This window comes from Sorangium sp. So ce836 (assembly GCF_028553905.1).
Lineage (GTDB): Bacteria > Myxococcota_A > Polyangia > Polyangiales > Polyangiaceae > Sorangium > Sorangium cellulosum_D.
On sequence record NZ_CP102233.1, the window covers coordinates 584518 to 604596 of the forward strand.

The following is a 20079-nucleotide window of genomic DNA, read 5'->3' on the forward strand; positions in this document are numbered from 1 at the left end:
AAGGGCGTGAGCGGGATGGACGACGACGCCCGCTCCGGCGACCGACCCGGCGGGGCGACGTGCAAGGTGGGAAGGGATCCGCCGCCCGGATGCGTACAGAGGACGAGCCTCGATTCCTTGTTGTCCGGAAGCCGCGCTGCCGTGACGGCGCGATCGGAGGCGCGGCTTCCCATGCCATGACAGCCGCCGCGCCGCGCGCGGAGGGGCCTGGGGCTCTCTTGATGACCTTTCCTGGAGGAACTCATGAAATCCCGTTTTCCTACGTGCTCAATCCTGCTCGTGGCATCCCTGCTCTCGCTGTCCGCGTGCGGCGACGACGACGGCGGCAGCGATGGCGGGGGCGCCGCCTGCGGAGCGTTCGCGGCGTGCGGCGGGGACCCGACCGGGTCGTGGGCCATCGAGGAGACGTGCCTCGACCCCTCGATGTTCGCGGAGCTCACCGAGAGCTGCGACGCGCAGATCGACATCAGCGGCGTCGAGATGGTCGGAACGGCCGAGTTCAAGCCCGACAGCACCTATGTCACGACATCCACGATGGAAGGGCCGATGAAGGTCGTGTACCCGCCGTCGTGCCTCACCATGGAGGGCGTCACGCTCACGTGCGCGCAGCTCGACGCGGTCATGCAGGAGCTCCTGGCGCAAGGCGTCGCCACCTTCTCCTCGGCGTCGTGTGTAGCCGCGGGCGCGGGCTGCGCGTGCACCCTGGTCCTCGAGGAGACCACCACGACGGGAGAGGGCACCTGGTCGGTCTCCGGCACCAGCTTGACGGTCACGCCCGACAATGGCGAGGCGCCGGAAGAGGTGCCGTTCTGCGTGGAGGGATCCTCGCTCACGATGGCCCTCCAGGCCGGGGAGGAAGGCGACGCTCCGGGGAAGGCGAAGAGCTACATGCGGCTCACGAAGCAGTGAGCCGCGGCGCGCGCGGGAGCCGCTCCAGGCCGGCGTCGTGAGATCACGCGGAGCACGCGTGCTGCGGCCGCGCGACGGAGAGCCCCGGGACGAGCGCCTCGACGCGCGCCCGCTGCCGTGGGGTCAGCTCCCCGAGGGCGCGGATCAGGGCGAGATCCTTTTGCTTCGCCTCCACGAGGATCACCACCTCGCGGCCGCCCGACGCCGCCGCGACCTCCTCGCAGAAGCGGAGCAGCCCGCGCCCGGTGATGTGCTCGGCGTGCGCCCCGGCCGGCTTGCCGTTGCGCTGCTCGCTGTAATGGAGCTCGGGCACCCGATCGGCCGGCCAGCTGCGGAGGGCGCCTGCGAGCTCCACCTCGAAGGGCGCGCTCCGCGGGTTCGCGGCCCAGTGCAGGTTGTCGAACACGATGGGCACCTCGCCCCCGGTGGCCTCGAGCAGCTCGGGCACCGTCCAGCAGCGCTCGTCGTTCTCGAGCGCGAGCCGCGCGAGCGCCGGCGGCGCGAGCCGGGCGATGCCCGCCCGCAGCCGGGCCGCGGTGCGCCCGCGATCGCCGTGGACGCCGCCGCCGTGCAGGGTGATCGAGCCCCGCGCGCCGAGCAGATCCATGACCCAGCCCTGGTCGTTCATGACGGCGAGCGAGTTCAGCAGCACCTCGTCGTGCGGTGAGGAGAGCACCACGAACTGGCTCGGATGATTCGACAGGTGCACGCCGCCCCGCTCCGCTGCGCGGCGGACGGAGCGCAGATCCGGCACCAGCATGCGCGCCCCCGGCGCGATGTCGAGCAGCGGGAAGAGGTCGCTGGAGATGCGGTGCGCCGTCAGGCCGAGGCCGGCCGAGTGCGCGATCGACCGCCGGACGTACTCGGCGTTGTACCCGTAGATCGGCGCGAGATCGACCAGGCCCTTCAGATAGCGCCCGAGCTGGGCGGTCTTCAGCGAGGGCTCCGGCATTCCGAGCGACTGACAGACATAGCCGAGTCGAATCATGGCGACAGGGTGTGTCGTCCCCGATTCCCCGGCATCGGGGCCGCCGCGATTTTATTCCATGCTGTCGGCGGATGAGCCCCGCGGGGCCGCCGGGAGCTGCTTTGCCGCGCCGGGGCGCGGAGGGCCCGTGTGGCGATCGTCGGCCGCACCGACGGAATGCCGTCCGCCGCGTTCGTCTGCTTCGCCGCGTGCGCCGTCGGTCGCCCCGGATGCGCCCGGCGCGGGCGCCGGCCCACGGCGCGACGCCGCGCCCGCGGGGTGGTCGGGCGCAATCCAGGGGGAGGCCGCGCGCGACGCGGCGGCGGGCGCCGGCAGGTCGCGCCGGGACGAGGCGCGTCGTTCCTGTTGACCTCGCCGGGCGTGAATCGTCTAGTCTCGACGCTCGCTCCTTCTCCGAGCGCGCGCGGCGCTGCGCCGCCTCATGCCGCGTTCGATCCGGCGTCGGAGCGCACCGGCCAGGCATCACGTCGAATCACGGGTCCTCGTCCAGCGAAATCGTCCGTTCCGACCTTGGTTCGACCGGCGGAGCCGCGGCTCCCCATCGAGGTTGACCATGCCCCATGTGCGGATCTTCTTCTTCCTCGGTCTCGCCTTCTTCCTCGCAGCTTGCTCGAGCGACTCCCCCGGGGAGACCAGCGGCGGAGCACCCCAGTGCGGGACGGGGCAGACATTGTGCGGCGATGTGTGCGCCGACCTCGCCACCGACGCGGCCCACTGCGGGGCGTGCGACGTCTCCTGTGAGGAGGGGCAGCTCTGCGACGGGGCGGGGGAGTGCGCGGTGTCGTGCCAGCGCGGGCTTGTCGCGTGCGACGGGACGTGCATCGACCCGGACACGGACCGCGACCACTGCGGGGCGAGCGGAGACTGTACGGGGAGCGACGCGGGGGTGACGTGCGGGGCCGGGGAGATCTGTAGTGGCGCGGGGCGGTGCGAGCTGTCGTGCCAGAGCGGGCTTGTCGCGTGCGACGGGACGTGCATCGATCCGGACACGGACCGCGATCACTGCGGGGCGAGCGGCGATTGCACCGGGAGCGACGCGGGGGTGGCGTGCGGGGCCGGGGAGATCTGTAGTGGCGCGGGGCGGTGCGAGCTGTCGTGCCAGAGCGGGCTCGTGGCGTGCGGCGGGACGTGCATCGACCCGGACACGGATCGCGACCACTGCGGGGCGAGCGGCGATTGCCGCGGAAGCGACGCGGGGGAGGCGTGCGCGGCCGGGGAGATCTGCAACGGCGCGGGGCGATGCGAGCTGTCGTGCCAGAGCGGGCTTGTCGCGTGCGACGGGACGTGCATCGATCCGGACACGGACCGCGACCACTGCGGGGCGAGCGGAGACTGCACCGGGAGCGACGCGGGGGTGGCGTGCGGGGCCGGGGAGATCTGCAGTGGCGCGGGGCGGTGCGAGCTGTCGTGCCAGAGCGGGCTCGTGGCGTGCGGCGGGACGTGCATCGACCCGGACACGGACCGAGACCACTGCGGGGCGAGCGGCGATTGCCGCGGGAGCGACGCGGGGGTGGCGTGCGCGGCCGGGGAGATCTGCAGCGGCGCGGGGCGGTGCGAGCTGTCGTGCCAGAGCGGGCTCGTGGCGTGCGACGGGACGTGCATCGACCCGGACACGGACCGAGACCACTGCGGGGCGAGCGGCGATTGCCGCGGGAGCGACGCGGGGGTGGCGTGCGCGGCCGGGGAGATCTGCAATGGCGCGGGGCGGTGCGAGCTGTCGTGCCAGAGCGGGCTCGTGGCGTGCGACGGGACGTGCATCGACCCGGACACCGACCGCGACCACTGCGGCGCGAGCGGCGATTGCGCCGGGAGCGACGCGGGGGTGGCGTGCGCGGCGGGGGAGATCTGCAATGGCGCGGGGCGGTGCGAGCTGTCGTGCCAGAGCGGGCTCGTGGCGTGCGACGGGACGTGCATCGACCCGGCCACGGACCGCGACCATTGCGGGGCGAGCGGCGATTGCGCCGGGAGCGACGCGGGCGCGATCTGCGGCGCGGGCGAGATCTGCACCCACGGCGCCTGCGAGGCCTCGTGCGCGCCGCCGCTCGTCGCGTGCGGCGGGGCCTGCGTCGACCCTTCGACCGATGCGACCTACTGCGGCGCCGCCGGCGATTGCGCGGGGGCCCGCGCGGGCGTGACGTGCAGCGCGGGCGAGGCGTGCGTCGCGGGGGCGTGCGCGAGCGCGGACGCGAGCCTCTCCGGGCTCGCGGTCTCCAGCGGGGCGCTGAGCCCGGCCTTCGATCCTGGGTCGCGGCTCTATGTCGTGTCCGTCGAGGATCAAATCGCCTCGATCGAGGTGACGCCGACGGCGTCGGCCGAGGGGGCCACGATCGCGGTCAACGGGATCTCCGTCGCCTCCGGGAGCGCCTCGCCGCCCATCCCGCTGATCGAGGGCGGGAGCACGGCGATCACCATCGAGGTGACCGCGCCGAGCGGGGACGTGACGACCTACGGCGTGGTGGTCCTCCGCGGCGGGGTCGCCTCGGCGTACCTCAAGGCGTCCAACACGGACGCGGGAGATCAGTTCGGCTTCGCGGTCGCGCTCGACGGGAACACGCTCGCCGTGTCCGCGCTCGGGGAGGACAGCGCCGCGACCGGGGTCGATGGAGACCAGAACGACAACACGAAGAACTGCGGCGCCGTGTACGTGTTCGTGCGCGACGGCGGCTCCTGGGTCCAGCAGGCGTACCTGAAGCCGAGCGCCGCCGACGTGAACGACGACTTCGGTTACAGCCTCTCCCTGTCCGGGGACACCCTGGCGGTCTCCGCGCGGGGCGAGGACAGCAACGCCACCGGCGTGAACGGCAATCAGGCGAACAACGGTGCGGCGAACGCTGGCGCCGTGTACGTCTTCCGACGCAGCGGAGCGGTGTGGGCTCAGGAGGCTTATCTCAAGGCCTCCAACACGGAGGCGCAGGATCAGTTCGGCTACGCGGTGGCGCTCGCGGGAGACACCCTGGTCGTGGGCGCGCCCACCGAGGACAGCAGCGCCACCGGCGTGAACGGGGGGCAGGGGAACGGGGCGTCGCAGGCCGGGGCTGCCTACGTGTTCACGCGCGCCGGGGCGACCTGGACCCAGCAGGCGTACCTGAAGGCGTCGAACACCGGCGCGGGCGACATGTTCGGCGCGAGCGTCGCGATCTCCGGGGACACGCTCGCGGTGGGCGCGACCGGCGAGGCGAGCGCCGCGACGGGCGCGAACGGCGCGCAGGCGGACAACGGTGCTCCCGGGAGCGGCGCCGTCTACGTGTTCGCGCGCGCCGGGACGACCTGGACCCAGCAGGCGTACCTGAAGGCGTCGAACACCGGCGCGGGCGACATGTTTGGCGTCAGCGTCGCGATCTCCGGGCACGCCCTCGCGGTGGGCGCGACCGGCGAGGCGAGCGCCGCGACGGGCGCGAACGGCGCGCAGGCCGACGACAGCGCGCCCGGGAGCGGCGCCGTCTACGTGTTCACGCGCAGCGGGACGAGCTGGTCGCAGCATACCTATCTCAAGGCCTCCAACGCGGAGAGCGGCGACGCGTTCGGCGCCTCGGTCTCGATCGACAACGAGTTCCTCGCCGTGGGCGCGCCCGGCGAGGACAGCAGTTCGACGGAGTGGGGCTGGCTCGAGTCGGACAACGGCGCTCCCGGGAGCGGGGCGGCGTACCTGTTCGAGCGCTCCGGCGGCGTGTGGTCTCAGGACGCGTACATCAAGGCGTCGAACACCGGGGCGTCGGACGCCTTCGGGGCGCGCCTCGCCCTGTCCGGCACGACGCTCCTCGTCGCCGCGGCCTCGGAGGACAGCAGCGCCACCGGCGTCGACGGCGACGGGGCGAACGACGCGGCCGACGGCAGCGGCGCCTGCTACACCGCCAGCTGGTAGCGGCGGCGAGCGCCCGAGGGAGCGCTCCGGGGAGACAAGGAACCTCAGGCGAGCGGTCGGTGCTCTCATCGGCTCGCAGGCCGGATGCCAGTGACTTCTGGGCGTTGCGCAGACACCCCGAGCATGGCTCCCCGTCCGCGCACCAGGCGTGTACGGATGGCGCTGTGCGCTGGCTTGGAGAGCGTCATCAAGTAGTCATACGGAAGTACCTCCAGCGCCGCATCACGACGGGCCATCGGAGGTACTGCGGTGCGAGCCCGAGCCCACTGTTGGCGTGTCGGCGTCAGGGAGCTCGCGAAAGCCAACGGCTTTTGAAGGATGCCGGGCAGCCTGGTTGCCCGGGTGCGCTCGTGTTGTCGCTGGTGGAGGCAAGCTGCGCCGCCTGAAGGCCGCCCAGCGGTTAGGTCCTTCACCTGACGATTACACTATGCTACACTAGTCCGCGAGGGGCCGTTCTCATGCGCCTGGAAGGTCTGACTTCTTTCGTCGAAGCACTCGATCCAACCTCTCTGAGGGAGGTTGCACGCCACTGTCTGCGGGCGCGCGGGTTCGAGCCTTCGCTCTCGGACGGACCGAACGATGGCGGGGTCGATTTTCTGCTGTACCTAGTGGGCAACCTCCGAGCGCCCATGGCGGTCCAGGTTTCCACGGAGAAGCGCTGGAGCGCGAAACTCCTGGAGGATGCCCAAAAGGCTAGCAAGCTGGGAATATCAGACTTGTTATTTGTCAGCTCTAGGCGTATTCCAAATACTGATTTTCAAGGGATCTCTGACCGTATCCTTGGAAGCTCGGGGGTGCGAGTTCAGAAGATGGACCAGCAGGATATCGCCGGTCTCGCGCTTGACAAGGGATTCCATGAGAAAATCCTGGCCGCGCATGGCATTCACTTGCAAAGGTCTGAGACGGCTTCCTTGCTGCCACCGGATTTGCGTAGGGACGTCGCGTATGCGTGTGCGTTTTTCAGCAGCGACGCGCGAGAGTTCAGGAAGACTGCGGTCACCGAAGCCATCTTTATGGCTCTGGTAAAGGGGGGCGGCAAGCTCGATAGAGACGCGCTCATCGATCAGGTGTCAGTGAGCCTTGGTCTCTCGGAGAATCAGCGTGCTCTCGTTCAAAGTGCCATCGATCGCCTGCTGCAGGAGGGGCGCCTGCACGGGAAGAACGGTAAGGTAAGAATCGAAGAGCGAGAGCTGGCGTCGCGACAGGCTATGCAATCGATCCAGCAGGCGAATGCCGAGGCGTTGCGTCGCGACATCGAAGAGGTTCTTGCGCAATACGGCAAAAAAGGCCAGAGCCGGGATGTGGCTGTCGAAGCCATTGGCAACGATCTTGGTGCTCTCCTCATGGCGACTGCGTCCGGTATGTCCGCCGAGGTAGATATCACACGCCACCAAGACCGCATGATGGATGGAGTGCGCACCCGCCTGGGTCGCCTTGAGTCGACGCTGGCGTCGCTGGGCATTCCGGCCGAGAATCGCAAGCCGCTCCTGCAGGAGCTGGCGCACCGAGCCTCCAGCTCTTCCTTCGGGAAGCAGCTCGTTGCCGGGGAGCTGATGATACACCTGCTAGATCTCCAGACCTCGCACCTCGTACGGGCACTCCAGGGACGTGACACCATCGAAGTGGTCCTAGATACGCCGGTATCTATGCCTATGCTCTGCAACCTGCTATATGGCCCTGCGAGCCAGGAGCTCTTTGTGGCCTCTCAGCACCTTTATGACCAGATGCTCGCGCACCGGATTCGTGCGCTGGTCCCCAGGGTGTATCTAGAGGAGATCGCCTCGCATTTGATTGAAGCGTATAGAAATTATCAAGAAATCATCGATCTCGATCCGGATTTGCGGGCTTCGGAAAATGCGTTCGTCGCCCACTATGTGTCAATCCGGATCGCTGATTCGAACGCTGTTGGCTCGTTCTCCGAGTATCTGCGCGATTTTGGCCTGAACGAAGCCCTGGCACGAGGCGATTTCTATGTCGCGCGTGATACGCTGATGCGTCGCCTCGAAGCTACGCTGGGTCAGTATCATCTTCGGTGCGTGGACTTGCCAACGGATAAATCGTCTCGTCGTTGGGCTGAGGATACGATTTCTTTTCTTCAGAGGGACGGCGATCTGAAAGGTCGATCGCGCGTGGTCATCGACCATGACGCGGCCACCCTCGCATGGCTCTCCGGGAGGGAAGCAGACGCTCGGGTGGCGTACGTCTTCTGTACATGGGATCGGCTTCACTTCGAGGTCCGTAGGCAACGCGAAACGACATGGGACGTGCTCAATCCGGTGGCACTTGGCGACCTGCTTTCTCTCGCGGCGAATGATGAGCACGAACTCCGGCTTGCGTCGCCTTGGGTGCTCGCGATGCAGTTTTCTGACGCTGATGCGATGAAGGGCGCGGAGGTCTGGGATAAGATTGCTCGTCTCGAGAAGGATAATCTTAAAGATGCGCGTCTCCGCGCGGAAGCGCGCAAGTTCAAGGACACTTGGCTCGAAGAGAACGCGCGCGACCCACGGACCCGAAGCATGCAGGATGCATGGGAGCGCTGGAAGAAAGCATATCTTCCATCTCCTTGAAGGAAGCGCTAGCTGTCCGCGACTCGTGATCGCACCACCGCCCCTCAGCGCCGATCCAGCCCCACGATCCGATCGAGCAGCCCCCGGTCGAGGCTCGCCTCGACCGCCGTGGCGAGCCGGTCGTACTCCTCGTGCCGGCGCGGGATCGCCGCCTCCCCCGCGGGCGCGGGGAGCCCTCGCCGCGCGCGCAGGGCCGCGAGGAGCGACCGCCGGAGCCCGTCGTTCTCGAACAGCCCGTGGATCATCGTGCCCACCACCGCGCCGTCCGCCGACACCGCCCCGTCGAGCGCCGCCTCGGCCCGGCCGCTCCTCGACCGGATCGCGAACGCCGCGCGCGCGCCGCCCACCCGCTCCACCTGGCCCATGTGGATCTCGTAGCCGGTCAGCGCTCCCGCTCCCCCGCTCTCTCCCTCTCCGCTCTCTCCCTCTCCGCTCTCTCCCTCCCCGCCCTCTCCAGCGCCCCCCGCGCCGAGGAACGACCTCCCCGCGATCCGCGCCCGCACCTGCGCCGTCGTCTTGGTCCGCTCGAACCGCGTCCACACGTCGAGCAGCCCCAGCCCCCGCGCCGCCGGCTCGGCCGACTCGACGCCCTCCGGATCCTCGATCGCCCCGCCGAGCATCTGGCAGCCGCCGCAGATCCCGAGCGTCCACCCGCCCCGCCGGGCCCGCGCCGCCACCGCCTCGGCCAGGCCGCTCTCGCGCAGCCACGCGAGATCGGCCATCGTGCTCTTCGTCCCGGGGAGGACCACGAGATCCGCCCCGCCGATCTCGTCCGGCCGCTCGATGAACCGCACCACCACGCCCCGCTCGTGCTCCAGCGGCTCCACGTCGTCGTAATTCGATATCCGCGGCAGCCGGACCACCGCGATGTCGAGCTGCCCCGGGCCCGCTGGCGCCCGCCGCCGCCGGCCCTCCAGCGACACCGAGTCCTCGTCCGCGATCCGCAGCTGCTTCAGATACGGCACCACGCCGAGCACCGGGACGCCCGTCCGCGCGGTCAGCATCTCGAGCCCCGGCTCGAGCAGCTTGAGGTCGCCGCGGAACTTGTTGATCACGAACGCCGCGACGCGCGCCCGCTCGTCGGGCTCGAGCAGCGCCATCGTCCCGACGAGCGCCGCGAACACCCCGCCGCGATCGATGTCGCCCGCGAGGAGCACCGGCGCGTCGGCGACGCGCGCGACGTGCATGTTCACGATGTCGCGGTCCTTCAGGTTGATCTCCGCCGGGCTGCCCGCCCCCTCGATCACCACGACGTCGTGCGCCTCCCGGAGCCGCCCGAGCGAGCGGGCGATGATCTCCTTGAGCTCCCCCCGGTACGCGAAGTAGTCGCGCGCGTGCAGGCTCCCGATCGGCTTGCCGAGGACGACCACCTGCGAGCGCGAGTCGCCCTCCGGCTTGAGCAGCACCGGGTTCATGTCGACCGTCGGCGGCACGCGCGCCGCCTCGGCCTGCACCGCCTGCGCCCGGCCGATCTCGCCGCCGTCCAGCGTCGCGAACGAGTTCAGCGCCATGTTCTGCGACTTGAACGGCGCGACCCGGAGCCCCCGCCGCTGGAACATCCGGCAGAGCGCCGTGCAGAGCAGGCTCTTGCCGACCGAGGACGCGGTGCCCTGCACCATCACCGTGAGCGCTGTCATCGCCAAAGCTCCTGTCCGAGGGAGGTCGCCCCGAGCGCGGCCGCCGCGAGCCCGGCGAAGAGCAGCGCCGCGAGCGCCACGATCCGGCAGGCCTCGTCGATGAGCTCCCGCCGGAGCGGCTCGATCGCGTCGCCGAGCCGGTAATGGCCGCGCTTCTCGAGCTCGACCCGGAGCAGCCCCGCCATCGCCGCCATCGGCCGGCCGGCGTTCGGGCTCTCGGTGCGGCCGCCGTCGCGCCGGAGCACCAGGAGGCCGCGGCGCGCGTCGGCGCCGCGGAGCCAGCCGGCCGCGAGGAGCAGGAGCGCGGTGAGCCGCGCCGGCACGAAGTTGAGCGCGTCGTCGAGCCGCGCCGACGCCTTGCCGAGGTACTCGTAGCGGCCGTGGTAGCCGATCATCGCGTCGAGGGTGTTCACGGCGCGGTAGAAGAGCGCGCCCGGCAGCCCGAAGAGGGCGAAATAGAAGAGCGGCGCGACGAAGCTGTCCGACGCGTTCTCCGCGACCGACTCGACCGACGCGGCGACCAGCGCGGGCTCGTCGAGCTCCGACGGGTCGCGGCTGCAGAGGCTGCGCAGGGCGCCGCGCGCCGCGGGGACGTCGCCGGCCGCGAGGGCGTCGCGCACGCCGAAGGCCGCGTCGCGGAGCGCGCGGAGGGCGAAGGTGGGCTTCAGAAGGAGCCCTGACAAAGCGGCGCCGAGGACCGGGTGCGGGGCGATCAGCGCGGCGGCGAAGGCGCCCAGCGCCGCGAAGACGCAGGGCACGGCGAGGGCCATGAGCGCGCCGAAGAGGAGCTCGGCCGCGCGGCCGCCCCGCGGCGCGCGGCGCTTCAGCGCGTGGATGGCGGAGCCCATCCACACGACCGGGTGGACGGCGGCGGGCGGCTCGCCGCAGGCGAGGTCGAGCGCGACCGCGAGGAGCAGCGCGGCGGGGGCCGTCATCGCCCGTCCTCGCCGCCGACGAGCGCGACCGGCCCGGGGCGCAGGCGCAGGATCGCGCCCATCACGGCCACGTAGAGCTCGGTCGCCGAGCGGCCGAGCCGCTGGTGCGCGCGGCCGGCGAGGTCGCGGAAGACCCGGCCGAGCCGGCTCTCGGGGACCACGCCCATGCCCACCTCGTTCGAGACGAGGACGACGTGGGGCGCCGCCGACTCGACGGCGGCCGCGAGCGCCTCGATGCGCGCCTCGATCCGCTCGGGCGCGCGCCCCTCGGTCTCGTCGCGGAGCAGCAGGTTCGACAGCCACAGGGTGAGGCAGTCGACGACGATCACGTCGACGCCGGTGAGCGAGGCGATGCGCTCCGGGAGCGCGACCGGCTCCTCGACGGTGACGAACGCGGCGCCGCGCTCGCGGGCGTGGGCGTCGATGCGCGCGCGCATCTCGTCGTCGAACGGCTCGGCGGTCGCGACGAAGGCGCGGCGCTCCCCGAGCGAGCGGCCGAGCGACAGCGCGAACGCGCTCTTGCCGGAGCGCACGCCGCCGCCGACGAGGGCGACCCGCCGCGGCGCCGCGCCGTGCCCGGTCATCGCGCCCGCTCCTTCCGGTGCGCGGCGGCGCTCGCCACGAGCCCCTCCGGGACGAGCGGGTTCGAGGCCCAGTGCGCGTGCACGTAGGAGGCGAGGACGTTCTGCGCCCGGTAGCCCTCGCGCGCGACCTGGCCGCCGCGCCGGCGCCGCACCGAGTAGGCGTGCTCGATCGGCAAGGGCGCCTGCGCGGCCGGCGAGGGCGCCTGCGCGGCCGGCGAGGGCGCCTGCGCGGCCGGCGAGGGCGGCGGCGACGCGTGCGCCGCGAGGCGGAGCTCCGAGTAGCGGAACTGGTGCCCGCGGAAGCGCAGCCCCGCGCCGCCGAGGATCGTGCGCGCCTGCGTCTCGACCTCGACGTAGCCGAGCGCCTGCAGCTTCTCGCACATCACGGCCTCGGCCGGCACGAGCCCGACCATGGGGTGCGCGCGCCCGTCCAGCGTGCGGATCGCCTCGGTCAGGTACATGAGCCCGCCGCACTCGGCGTAGATCGGGCCCCCGCGGCCGGCGAACGCGCGGATCTCGGCGCGCAGGGCGGCGTTCTCGGTCAGGCGCTCCGCGTGCGCCTCGGGGTAGCCGCCGCCGAGGTAGAGCGCGTCGACGTCGGGCAAGCGCGCGTCGCGGATCGGCGAGAACCGCACGAGCTCCGCCCCCGCCGCCTCCAGGCGGCGCAGGTTGTCCGCGTAGTAGAAGTGGAACGCCTCGTCGAACGCCACGCCGATGCGCGCCCGGCGCGGCGCTGCCTCGGCGGTGGCACCGGCGCCGGCCGGCGCCGCCGTCGCGTCGGAGGCCGCCGGCGCGGCCTGCGCCGCCTTCGCCTCGGAGGCCGCCGGCAAGGCCGGCGCCCCGCGCGCGATCTCCAGCAGCGCGTCGAGCCCGATCCACGCCTCGGCCAGCGCGCCCCAGCGGTCGAAGCGCTCCTCGGGGATCGCGGCCTCGTCGGCCGTCCGCAGGCCCAGGTGGCGCTCCGGGAAGCGCTGCGCCTCGTCCCGCGGCAGGCCGCCGATCACCGGCGGCGAGCGCTGCGCCTGCGCCTGTCGGAGGATGTCGAGGTGCCCCCGGCTGCCGACCTGGTTGCACACGACCGCCGCGACGCGGAGCGCCGGATCGAAGCCCGCGAAGCCCTGCACCAGCGCCGCGACGCTGCGGGCCATCCCGGACGCGTCGACCACGAGCGCGACCGGCGCCTCGAGCCACTTCGCGATCTCGGCCGTCGAGCCCTCCTCCCCGGTCGGGCTCGCCCCGTCGAACAGCCCCATCACCCCCTCGAGCAGCGCCACGTCGGCGCCCGCGGCCTCCGCCGCGAACGTCGACAGGACCGCGTCCCGGCCCATCATCCAGCCGTCGAGGTTATGCGACGTCCCGCCGACCGCGCGGCCGTGGTAGGTCGGATCGAGGTAGTCGGGGCCGCACTTGAACAGGGCGACCCGGAGGCCGCGGGCGCGGAGCGCGCGCGCGATCGCCACGGTGGCGGTCGTCTTCCCGACGCCGCTCGCCGTGCCGGCGATGACGAGCCGGGGGATGGCCGGGGACATCAGAAATCGACTCCGATCTGGGCCTTCATCCCCTGCTCGAACGGGTGCTTCACCGGCCGCATCTCGGTCACCAGATCGGCGAGCGCGACCAGCGCGTCGGGGGCGTTCCTGCCGGTGATCACGACGTGCACGTGCGGGGGCCTCGCGCGCAGCGCCGCGAGGAGCTCGTCCTCGGCGATGAAGCCGTAATGCAGCGCGTACGTGATCTCGTCGAGCACCACGATGTCCTGCTCGCCGCCCCCGATGAGCGCCGCGGCCTCCTGGAAGGCCGCGCGCGCCGCCGCCTTGTCGCGCGAGAGGTCGTCGCTCTCCCAGGTGAAGCCGCGCCCCATCACGAGGAAGGTGAGCCCGGGGAGCGTCTCGGCGAACAGGCGCTCTCCCGTCTTCCACTTCCCCTTGATGAACTGCACCACGGCGACGCGCATGCCCCGGCCGAGCGCGCGGAACACCATCCCGAGCGCGGCCGTCGTCTTGCCCTTGCCGTGGCCGGTATAGACGATGACGAGCCCTCGTCGCCCCGCCGTCGCCGCGCCGGCCCCGGCCCCTTGCTCCGCGCTCACGAGCCCTCCTCCGCCGAGCGGGGCGCGCGCGCCTTCTCGGCCTTGCGGAAGCGGTGGCTGAACTCCGGATCGTAGAGCCGCGAGTCGGCGAAATCGGTGGACGTGAGCACCCGGCCCACGAGGATCATCGACTGGCTCTTGATCCCCTCGGCCCGCACCTTCTCCCGGATGTCGGCGAGCGTGCCCGTCACGATCTTCTGATCGGGGCAGCTCGCCTTGTGCACGACGGCGACCGGGCAGTCGGCGCCGTAGGACGGGATGAGCGCCGCGGTCACGTCCTTGAGCAGGGTGATGCTGAGGAACAGGCAGAGCGTCGCCTGGTGGCGCGCGAGCTCCTCGAGCCGCTCGGCGGGCGGCACCGGCGTGCGCCCCTCGGCGCGCGTCAGGATCACGGTCTGCGAGAGCTCGGGCAGCGTGAGCTCGCGCCCGAGCGCCGCGGCGGCGGCGGTGAACGACGAGACGCCGGGGACGATCTCGTAGGGGATCCCGAGCGCCTCCAGCCGGCGCATCTGCTCGGCCGTCGACCCGAACAGGACCGGATCGCCCGTGTGCACGCGCGCCACGTCGTGCCCCGCGTCCCTGGCCTCGACGAAGACCTCCACGATCTGGTCGAGGGTCATGCCGGACGAGTCGATGACCCGGGCGTCCGGCCGCGCGGACGCCACGACCTCCCGCGGGACGAGGGAGCCCGTGTACATGACGACCGGGCAGCGGGCGACGAGCTCGGCGCCGCGGACCGTGATGAGCCCGGGATCGCCCGGGCCCGCGCCGATGATGTAGACGCGCATGGGGGTTCTCTCCTCGTTTCGTGCGCCGGCGATCCGGCCAGGGACTGCGGGCGCGCGAAGCTAGAGCGATCGCGAGGCGAACGCCAGGGTGCATCGTGCAGCCTCCGGCTACGCCGGCGTCGCCCGATCTGTTCCGTGGGCGCAATGCGCCTGTGGCGCGCGGGCGTCCCCGCGCGCTCGGCGGCGGAGCGGCCGGTGGGTGTACCTCGCCCCGGCTCGACGCGCGCATCGCGCTGGGGGTGAACCCGTGGATCATCCGATGGCTAAGCCCGGTCGCGCCAGGGAACGGAGCTCGTTTCGCGTGGCGGTGACTGGCAGCTTTTGATAGACAAATCGAGCATCGTGGACCTGACCCTGCGCGGCCGTGTCGGCCGACGGAGCTCAGCGCCGCACGGGAAAGCGAGCAGTGGAGCATGGCAGACATTCGCCATCTGGTCATCGTGATGCTCGAGAACCGATCTTTCGATCACATGCTGGGCTATCTGCGCGGCACGGGCATGGACGTCGATGGAGTGAACGGCGCGACGAACTCGGACGAGCATGGCACGCCAATCAAGGGATATCATCTCGAGAGCACGAGAGTCCGGATCCTCCCGCACCATCACCGCGAGGACGTCGTGAGGCAGATCAACGGCGGCGTGATGGACGGTTTCGTCAAAGGCTACAGCGCGAGCAGCCACGTCGCCGAGATCATGGGCTGGTACGACCAGCGCGATCTGCTGACGTACGACAGCCTCGCGCGGCAGTACGTCGTTTGTGACCGGTGGTTCGCCTCGTTCGCGGGCCCGACGTGGCCGAACCGGTTCTTCGCGCTGTGCGGGACCAGCGCGGGGATCACGGGCAACGGGAAGTGGATCGACCGTGCGACGTTCTTCGACCTGTTGCCCGCCGACTCGTGGCGCTACTATTCGCACGACGTCGCGTTCTTGCGCGCTGTCGAGAAATACAAGGGCCACATCGGGCTGCCGATCGCGAAGGTGTCCTCGTTTTACAGGGCCTGCCTTCAAGGCACGCTGCCCAGCGTCTCGTGGATCGACCCGAATTTCACGCTGGTCGGCGTGGACGCGCTGCTGAACTGGGCGAACGACGACCATCCCCCCGCGGACGTGGCGCGCGGCCAGAACCTTGTCGCGCGCATCTACAATCACCTGATCGCGAGCCCGGCCTGGCCGCACACGGTGCTGGTGGTGACCTACGACGAGCATGGCGGGTTCTACGACCACGTGCGCCCGCCGCCGGCCAATGAAGCGGGGCCGTTCGATACGCTCGGCGTCCGCGTGCCGGCCCTGGTCGTCTCGCCCTGGGCTCCGCGCGGCGTGCCTTTCCACGGTACACTCGATCACACGTGCATCGCGCGCACCGCGCTCGATCTGTTCGCGCCCGACCGTGTGAGCGAGCTGAGCCCCCGGGTCTCCGCGTCTCCGAGCCTGCTCTCCGTGCTCAGAGAGCCCAGGCCCCGCGCCGACGAGCGCCGGCTCGACGGCATCCCTGTCGTGGAGACCGCGATCGCCCCGATCCACATTGGCCCGACGGCTTCGTCCGGCTTCCACTCCATGGAGCTCACCGACGCCCAGCAGGAAATGATGGCGCTGAAGGCAGCCGCGCTCAAGGCCGGCGTGCCGGTCGAGAACCATTGAGCCCGCCGCAGCCGGGCACGCGCAACCACGAGACCTTCTCCTCCGGAATGATAGCCTCCTCCGGAATGACAGCGGACTGATCGCCAGGTCGCTTTGGCCGAGGGAGCTATCGAGGAGCTCGCCCGCGAGGACCGACGGCGTACACTTCGGTCACCGGCACGGCGACGCGACGTCCTCGTGCGCAGCCCCCGCGCTCCACCTGCGCAAGCTTGCGAGCACCTTCGCCACGATGGGATTTGACGCGCCCTGGCACACGGTGTGCATTCACCTTGGACCGCCCGGCGTCGTGCGATCGCTGGAGAGCGATGGAGAGGGAGAGTCAGGTGCCTGGGGAGCAAGCGGATGGGGCGGGAGTGAACTGAAACGGGGTGAAGCGGAGGGGCCGAAGCAAAGTGAAAAGGTGTCGTGGAGCTCCGGCGTGCTTGAAGTCGCCCTGATCGCCACGCTGACGAGGCCACCCTCGCTCTCCGGCGAGGAGCTCACGGCGCTGCCGGAGGCGGTGAGCTTCGTGGAGGTGCGCGCGGATCAGGTGGGCGGCGTCGATCCGGGCGTCCTCCGCCGCCATTTCACCGGAAAGCTCATCTACAGCCTCCGGAGCCGCCGCGAGGGGGGCTCGTTCGACGGCGAGCTCGCGGCCCGTCATGAGCGGCTGATCGCAGCGGCGGAGCAGTACGATCGTGTTGATCTCGAGGCGGAGCGGGACCTGGTGCCCCGCGTCCTCGAGCGCATCCCGGCGGAGCGGCGCGTGATCTCGTGGCACGGAGCCGCGGCGGGCCCCTGGGACTACCGCGGTCAGCTCGGCGCGCTGGATCGCGCGGCGGCGTGGCTCTATCGGATGGTGCCGACCGTGACGCGAACGGCCGAGGCGCTCGCGGCGCTGGAGGTCCTCGCGGAGCTCGGGCGGCGCGACTTGACGGCGTTCGCCGCAGGCCAGGCGGGCACGTGGACGAGCATCCTCGCCCCCCGCCTCGGCGCGCCTGTCGCGTTCGGCGCGGTCGAGCTCCGGGAGCCGGGCGCTGGGGAGATCAGCGCGGCGCAGCTCGTCGCCGACTACGGGCTGCCAGAGCTCGGGCCGGTGCGCGAGCTGTTCGGCGTCGTGGGCTCGACCGTCTCGCGCTCGCTGTCCCCGAGGCTCCACAACGCCGCGTACCGCGCGGCCAGCGTGCCGGCGTTGTACCTGCCCTTCTCGGCGGAGCGCTTCGAAGATCTCTGGTCGGCCGAGGTCCGGGCTGGCCTGGCCGCGCTGGGGATGCCTTTGAAGGGGCTCACGGTCACCTCTCCGCACAAGGAGGCGGCGCTCGCGGCTGCGGCCGTGGCGAGCCCCATCGCTCGGCGCGCGGGGGCGGCGAACCTCCTCGTCCAGCGAGGTCGATCCTGGCTCGCGACGACGACCGATCCAGAGGGCGTCCTCTCGCCGCTGCGCGCGCGGAGGGTCGACGTGGCGCGGCGCAGGGTGGCCGTCGTCGGCTGCGGGGGTGCGGGGCGCGCGGCGGCGGCGGCCTTCGATCGGGCCGGCGCGGAGGTGACGCTCGTGAACCGGGGCCTCGAGCGTGCCCGCTTCGCGTCGTCCCTCCTGGGCCTGCCCTTCGTGCCGCTCGCCGACTTCGCGGCGGGCGACTACGCCATCGTGGTCAACGCGACGCCGTGCGCGGGCCACGGAGGCGAGTTTCCCTTCGATGTTCGAGGGCTCGCGAGGGGGGCGCTCGTCATCGATCTGGTGTATCGAGCCGCGCCGACGCCGCTCGTTCACGCTGCAGAGGCGCTCGGTCATACGGCGATCGATGGCCGGGAGGTGCTCCTCGTCGAGGCCCGCCGCCAGTTCCACCTGATGACCGGGCGGCCCATGGCGGCCGGGGCGGCGCGCAAGCTGCTCGACGGCCATGGCAACGAGCGTGCGGACAGGCCAGCTGAGCGACGGAAGCTGACCGCGTGAGGAGGAGAGAGGAGAGGCGAGATGTCGATTTTCAAGCTCTCCCCGGAAAGGCAGGCGATCGTCGATCGCGTCCACACCCTCGCCAGCGCGCGCTTCGCTCCGCGCGCGGCGCGCTATGACCGCGCGGCGGCGTTCCCGGCGGAGGATTTCGAGGATCTGTTCCGCGAAGGCCTGCTCGCGGCGGCCGTGCCGGCGGGGCACGGTGGGCTCGGGCTCGGGCCGCGCGGCGGCGACGCGCTCACCCTGTGGATGATGACCAAGGAGCTCGCGAAGGCCGATCTGTCGCTCGCGCGCTGCTGGGAGGGCCACGCGAACTCGATGGTGCTGCTCGACGCGATGGCGAACCTCGCCCAGAAGGATCGATGGTTCGAGGGGGTCGTGCGCCGAGGCGAGAAATGGGTCGCGTGGAGCGGCGAGCCGCAATCTCCGGCCCCCGGAGAGAAGGCGCGGTTCGGCACCCGCGTCGAGCGCGCCCCGGGCGGGTGGGTCGTCGACGGCTCCAAGGTCTTCTCGACGAGCGCGGGCGGGGTCGAGTGGGCGATCCTGCTCGTGAACAGCGCTGGGCCCGGCGGCGCGAGGCACGCGCAGGGCTCGCCGGAGACGCTGCTCCTGCTCGCGTGCGAGCTCAGCGATCGCTCGGTCACCTTCGACGGCTCGTGGTGGGATCCTGTTGGCATGCGGGCGACCGTGAGCCACCTCGTCGAGTTCGACCGCACGTTCATCCCGGAGGAGAACCTGATCGGGGCGCCGGGGCAGTATCTCCGCGAGGGGTGGCAGACGGCGTTCACGCCCCATTACGCGTCGAGCTTCCTCGGCGCGGCGGAGGCGGCCTATGACTACGCGATGGAGTGCATCGCGTCGCAAGGCAAGGGGGGCGATCCCTATGTGCAGCAGCGCGTCGCGCGCATGGCGGTGAACCTCGACTCCGCGCAGCTCTGGCTCCGCCACGTCGCCTCGCTCTGGGATGAGGCGCGCCACGCCGAGGCGCAGCTCGCAGGGGTTCGTGCGCGGCACGTCATCGAGCACCTCGCGGCGGAGACGGTGGACCACGCCATCCGCGCCTGCGGCGCTCGCTCGCTGATTCGCCCGAGCCCCGTCGAGCGCATCCTCCGCGATCTCACGTTCTACCTGCGGCACGACAACGACGATCATATCCTTTCGACGATCGGCAAATCGCTGCTCGGGCAGGCGTTTGACCCCTCGTTCTACAAACCATGAGGGTCATGCCGACGAGCGCCGTGAAGCACGGAGGGCCAGGGTGCATCGTGGAGCCTCCGGTCGCGCCGGCGTCGCCCGGTCTCTTCCGAGGGGGCGGCGCGCCTGCGGCGCGCGGCCACGAGAAAATCCTGGACGGCGGACGGTTACGACGTTATACAAAGTAACACTGTTACGAATGGACGACTGACGACGGACGGCGACGGGATCCACGGCGCCGCCCGGCGACCCGACGACGCGGACATGGCGAGCACGCGCATGAAGACCACGAAGGCCGGCGGCACGACCCAGGCGGAGCGCCTGCAGGCGTCGAGCCTGCAGCGTCGCGAGCAGCAGAGAGAGAACCTGCGGGGCGCGATCCTGGCGGCGGCGGGCGAGCTGTTTCTGGAGCAGGGGTACGAGGCGTTCTCGATGCGCCAGGTGGCCGAGCGCATCGGCTACTCGGCGACGACGATCTACCGCTATTACGAGGACAAGGACGATCTCCTGTTCGCCATCGTCCACGAGGGCTTCACCGAGTTCCAGCGGGCGCTCGTCGCGGCGGCCGAGAGCACGGCGGACCCGCTCGAGCGGCTCGAGGCGCTCGGCGCCGCGTACGTTCGGTTCGGCATGCAGAACCCGGTGCACTACCGGCTGATGTTCATGCAGCGGTTCGACTTCGTCTTCGACCGGCGGAAGGAGCAGCGGCAGCCGATGGTCGGGTCGTTCGATGTGCTGCAAAAAGCGGTCGCGTCCGCGATGGATGCCGGCCTGATGCAGCGCGGCGACGTGGAGGTCCACAGCCAGGTGGTCTGGGCCCTGGTCCACGGGATCACCTCCCTCGGCCTGGCCAACGGCGGCCGCTTCAGCCCCGATGACGTCGATCGGACCATGGGGATCGCCATGAAGATGATGATTCGAGGCCTGCGCCCCTGACCGCTCTCTTTTTTTTAGCA

General features: G+C 71.1%; 14 protein-coding genes. 7 read left to right on the top strand and 7 right to left on the bottom strand.

Annotation, left to right across the window (positions count from 1 at the left end; translation table 11 throughout):
* Window positions 1-243: 243 nt before the first annotated feature.
* A complete protein-coding gene (locus NQZ70_RS02215; RefSeq protein ID WP_237244935.1) occupies window positions 244-909 on the top strand; it encodes a hypothetical protein in 666 nt (221 codons plus the stop codon).
* A 43-nt stretch (window positions 910-952) separates the two neighbouring features.
* Here the strand turns inward: NQZ70_RS02215 and NQZ70_RS02220 are convergent, their stop codons facing one another.
* Complete coding sequence (locus NQZ70_RS02220; RefSeq protein WP_129572746.1) at window positions 953-1897, bottom strand: hypothetical protein; 945 nt, start codon at window positions 1895-1897, stop codon at window positions 953-955.
* Between the two features lie 553 nt (window positions 1898-2450).
* Here NQZ70_RS02220 and NQZ70_RS02225 point away from each other — a divergent pair.
* Together NQZ70_RS02225 and NQZ70_RS02230 are read left to right on the top strand one after the other, a co-directional pair.
* Window positions 2451-5759, top strand: coding sequence for a cadherin-like beta sandwich domain-containing protein (locus NQZ70_RS02225; RefSeq protein ID WP_165373757.1), 3309 nt, complete (start codon window positions 2451-2453; stop codon window positions 5757-5759).
* Between the two features lie 458 nt (window positions 5760-6217).
* Window positions 6218-8326: a hypothetical protein gene (locus NQZ70_RS02230; protein ID WP_129572748.1), complete on the top strand. Its 2109-nt coding sequence runs from the start codon at window positions 6218-6220 to the stop codon at window positions 8324-8326.
* Between the two features lie 44 nt (window positions 8327-8370).
* Here the strand turns inward: NQZ70_RS02230 and NQZ70_RS02235 are convergent, their stop codons facing one another.
* From NQZ70_RS02235 to cobM, 6 genes are read right to left on the bottom strand one after another with little or no spacing between them, the layout of a single operon-like run.
* A complete protein-coding gene (locus tag NQZ70_RS02235) occupies window positions 8371-9963 on the bottom strand; it encodes a cobyric acid synthase (protein ID WP_129572749.1) in 1593 nt (530 codons plus the stop codon).
* On the bottom strand, window positions 9960-10898 hold the full coding sequence (gene cbiB, locus NQZ70_RS02240) for an adenosylcobinamide-phosphate synthase CbiB (RefSeq protein WP_129572750.1): 939 nt from the start codon (window positions 10896-10898) through the stop codon (window positions 9960-9962). Before cbiB ends, NQZ70_RS02235 begins: the two co-directional genes overlap by 4 nt.
* Entirely contained in the window at window positions 10895-11482 is a 588-nt protein-coding gene (cobU, locus tag NQZ70_RS02245) for a bifunctional adenosylcobinamide kinase/adenosylcobinamide-phosphate guanylyltransferase (protein WP_129572751.1), read from the bottom strand. Before cobU ends, cbiB begins: the two co-directional genes overlap by 4 nt.
* Entirely contained in the window at window positions 11479-13011 is a 1533-nt protein-coding gene (locus NQZ70_RS02250) for a cobyrinate a,c-diamide synthase (RefSeq protein WP_129572752.1), read from the bottom strand. The genes cobU and NQZ70_RS02250 overlap by 4 nt, the downstream gene beginning before the upstream one ends.
* The gene (gene cobO, locus NQZ70_RS02255) at window positions 13011-13571 is read right to left on the bottom strand and encodes a cob(I)yrinic acid a,c-diamide adenosyltransferase (protein ID WP_129572753.1); all 561 of its coding nucleotides are present in this window, start codon (window positions 13569-13571) and stop codon (window positions 13011-13013) included. The genes NQZ70_RS02250 and cobO overlap by 1 nt, the downstream gene beginning before the upstream one ends.
* A complete protein-coding gene (gene cobM, locus NQZ70_RS02260; RefSeq protein ID WP_129572754.1) occupies window positions 13568-14359 on the bottom strand; it encodes a precorrin-4 C(11)-methyltransferase in 792 nt (263 codons plus the stop codon). Before cobM ends, cobO begins: the two co-directional genes overlap by 4 nt.
* Before the next feature lie 413 nt (window positions 14360-14772).
* Between cobM and NQZ70_RS02265 the strand changes: the two genes are divergently transcribed.
* From NQZ70_RS02265 to NQZ70_RS02280, 4 genes are all read left to right on the top strand, one after another.
* Window positions 14773-15996 (top strand): alkaline phosphatase family protein, encoded by a 1224-nt coding sequence (locus NQZ70_RS02265; RefSeq protein ID WP_129572755.1) that lies wholly within the window; start codon window positions 14773-14775, stop codon window positions 15994-15996.
* A 418-nt stretch (window positions 15997-16414) separates the two neighbouring features.
* Complete coding sequence (locus NQZ70_RS02270; RefSeq protein WP_165373758.1) at window positions 16415-17929, top strand: type I 3-dehydroquinate dehydratase; 1515 nt, start codon at window positions 16415-16417, stop codon at window positions 17927-17929.
* Between the two features lie 21 nt (window positions 17930-17950).
* Window positions 17951-19147: an acyl-CoA dehydrogenase family protein gene (locus tag NQZ70_RS02275; RefSeq protein WP_129572757.1), complete on the top strand. Its 1197-nt coding sequence runs from the start codon at window positions 17951-17953 to the stop codon at window positions 19145-19147.
* A gap of 255 nt (window positions 19148-19402) precedes the next feature.
* Complete coding sequence (locus NQZ70_RS02280; protein WP_237244936.1) at window positions 19403-20059, top strand: TetR/AcrR family transcriptional regulator; 657 nt, start codon at window positions 19403-19405, stop codon at window positions 20057-20059.
* The last annotated feature ends 20 nt before the right edge of the window (window positions 20060-20079 follow it).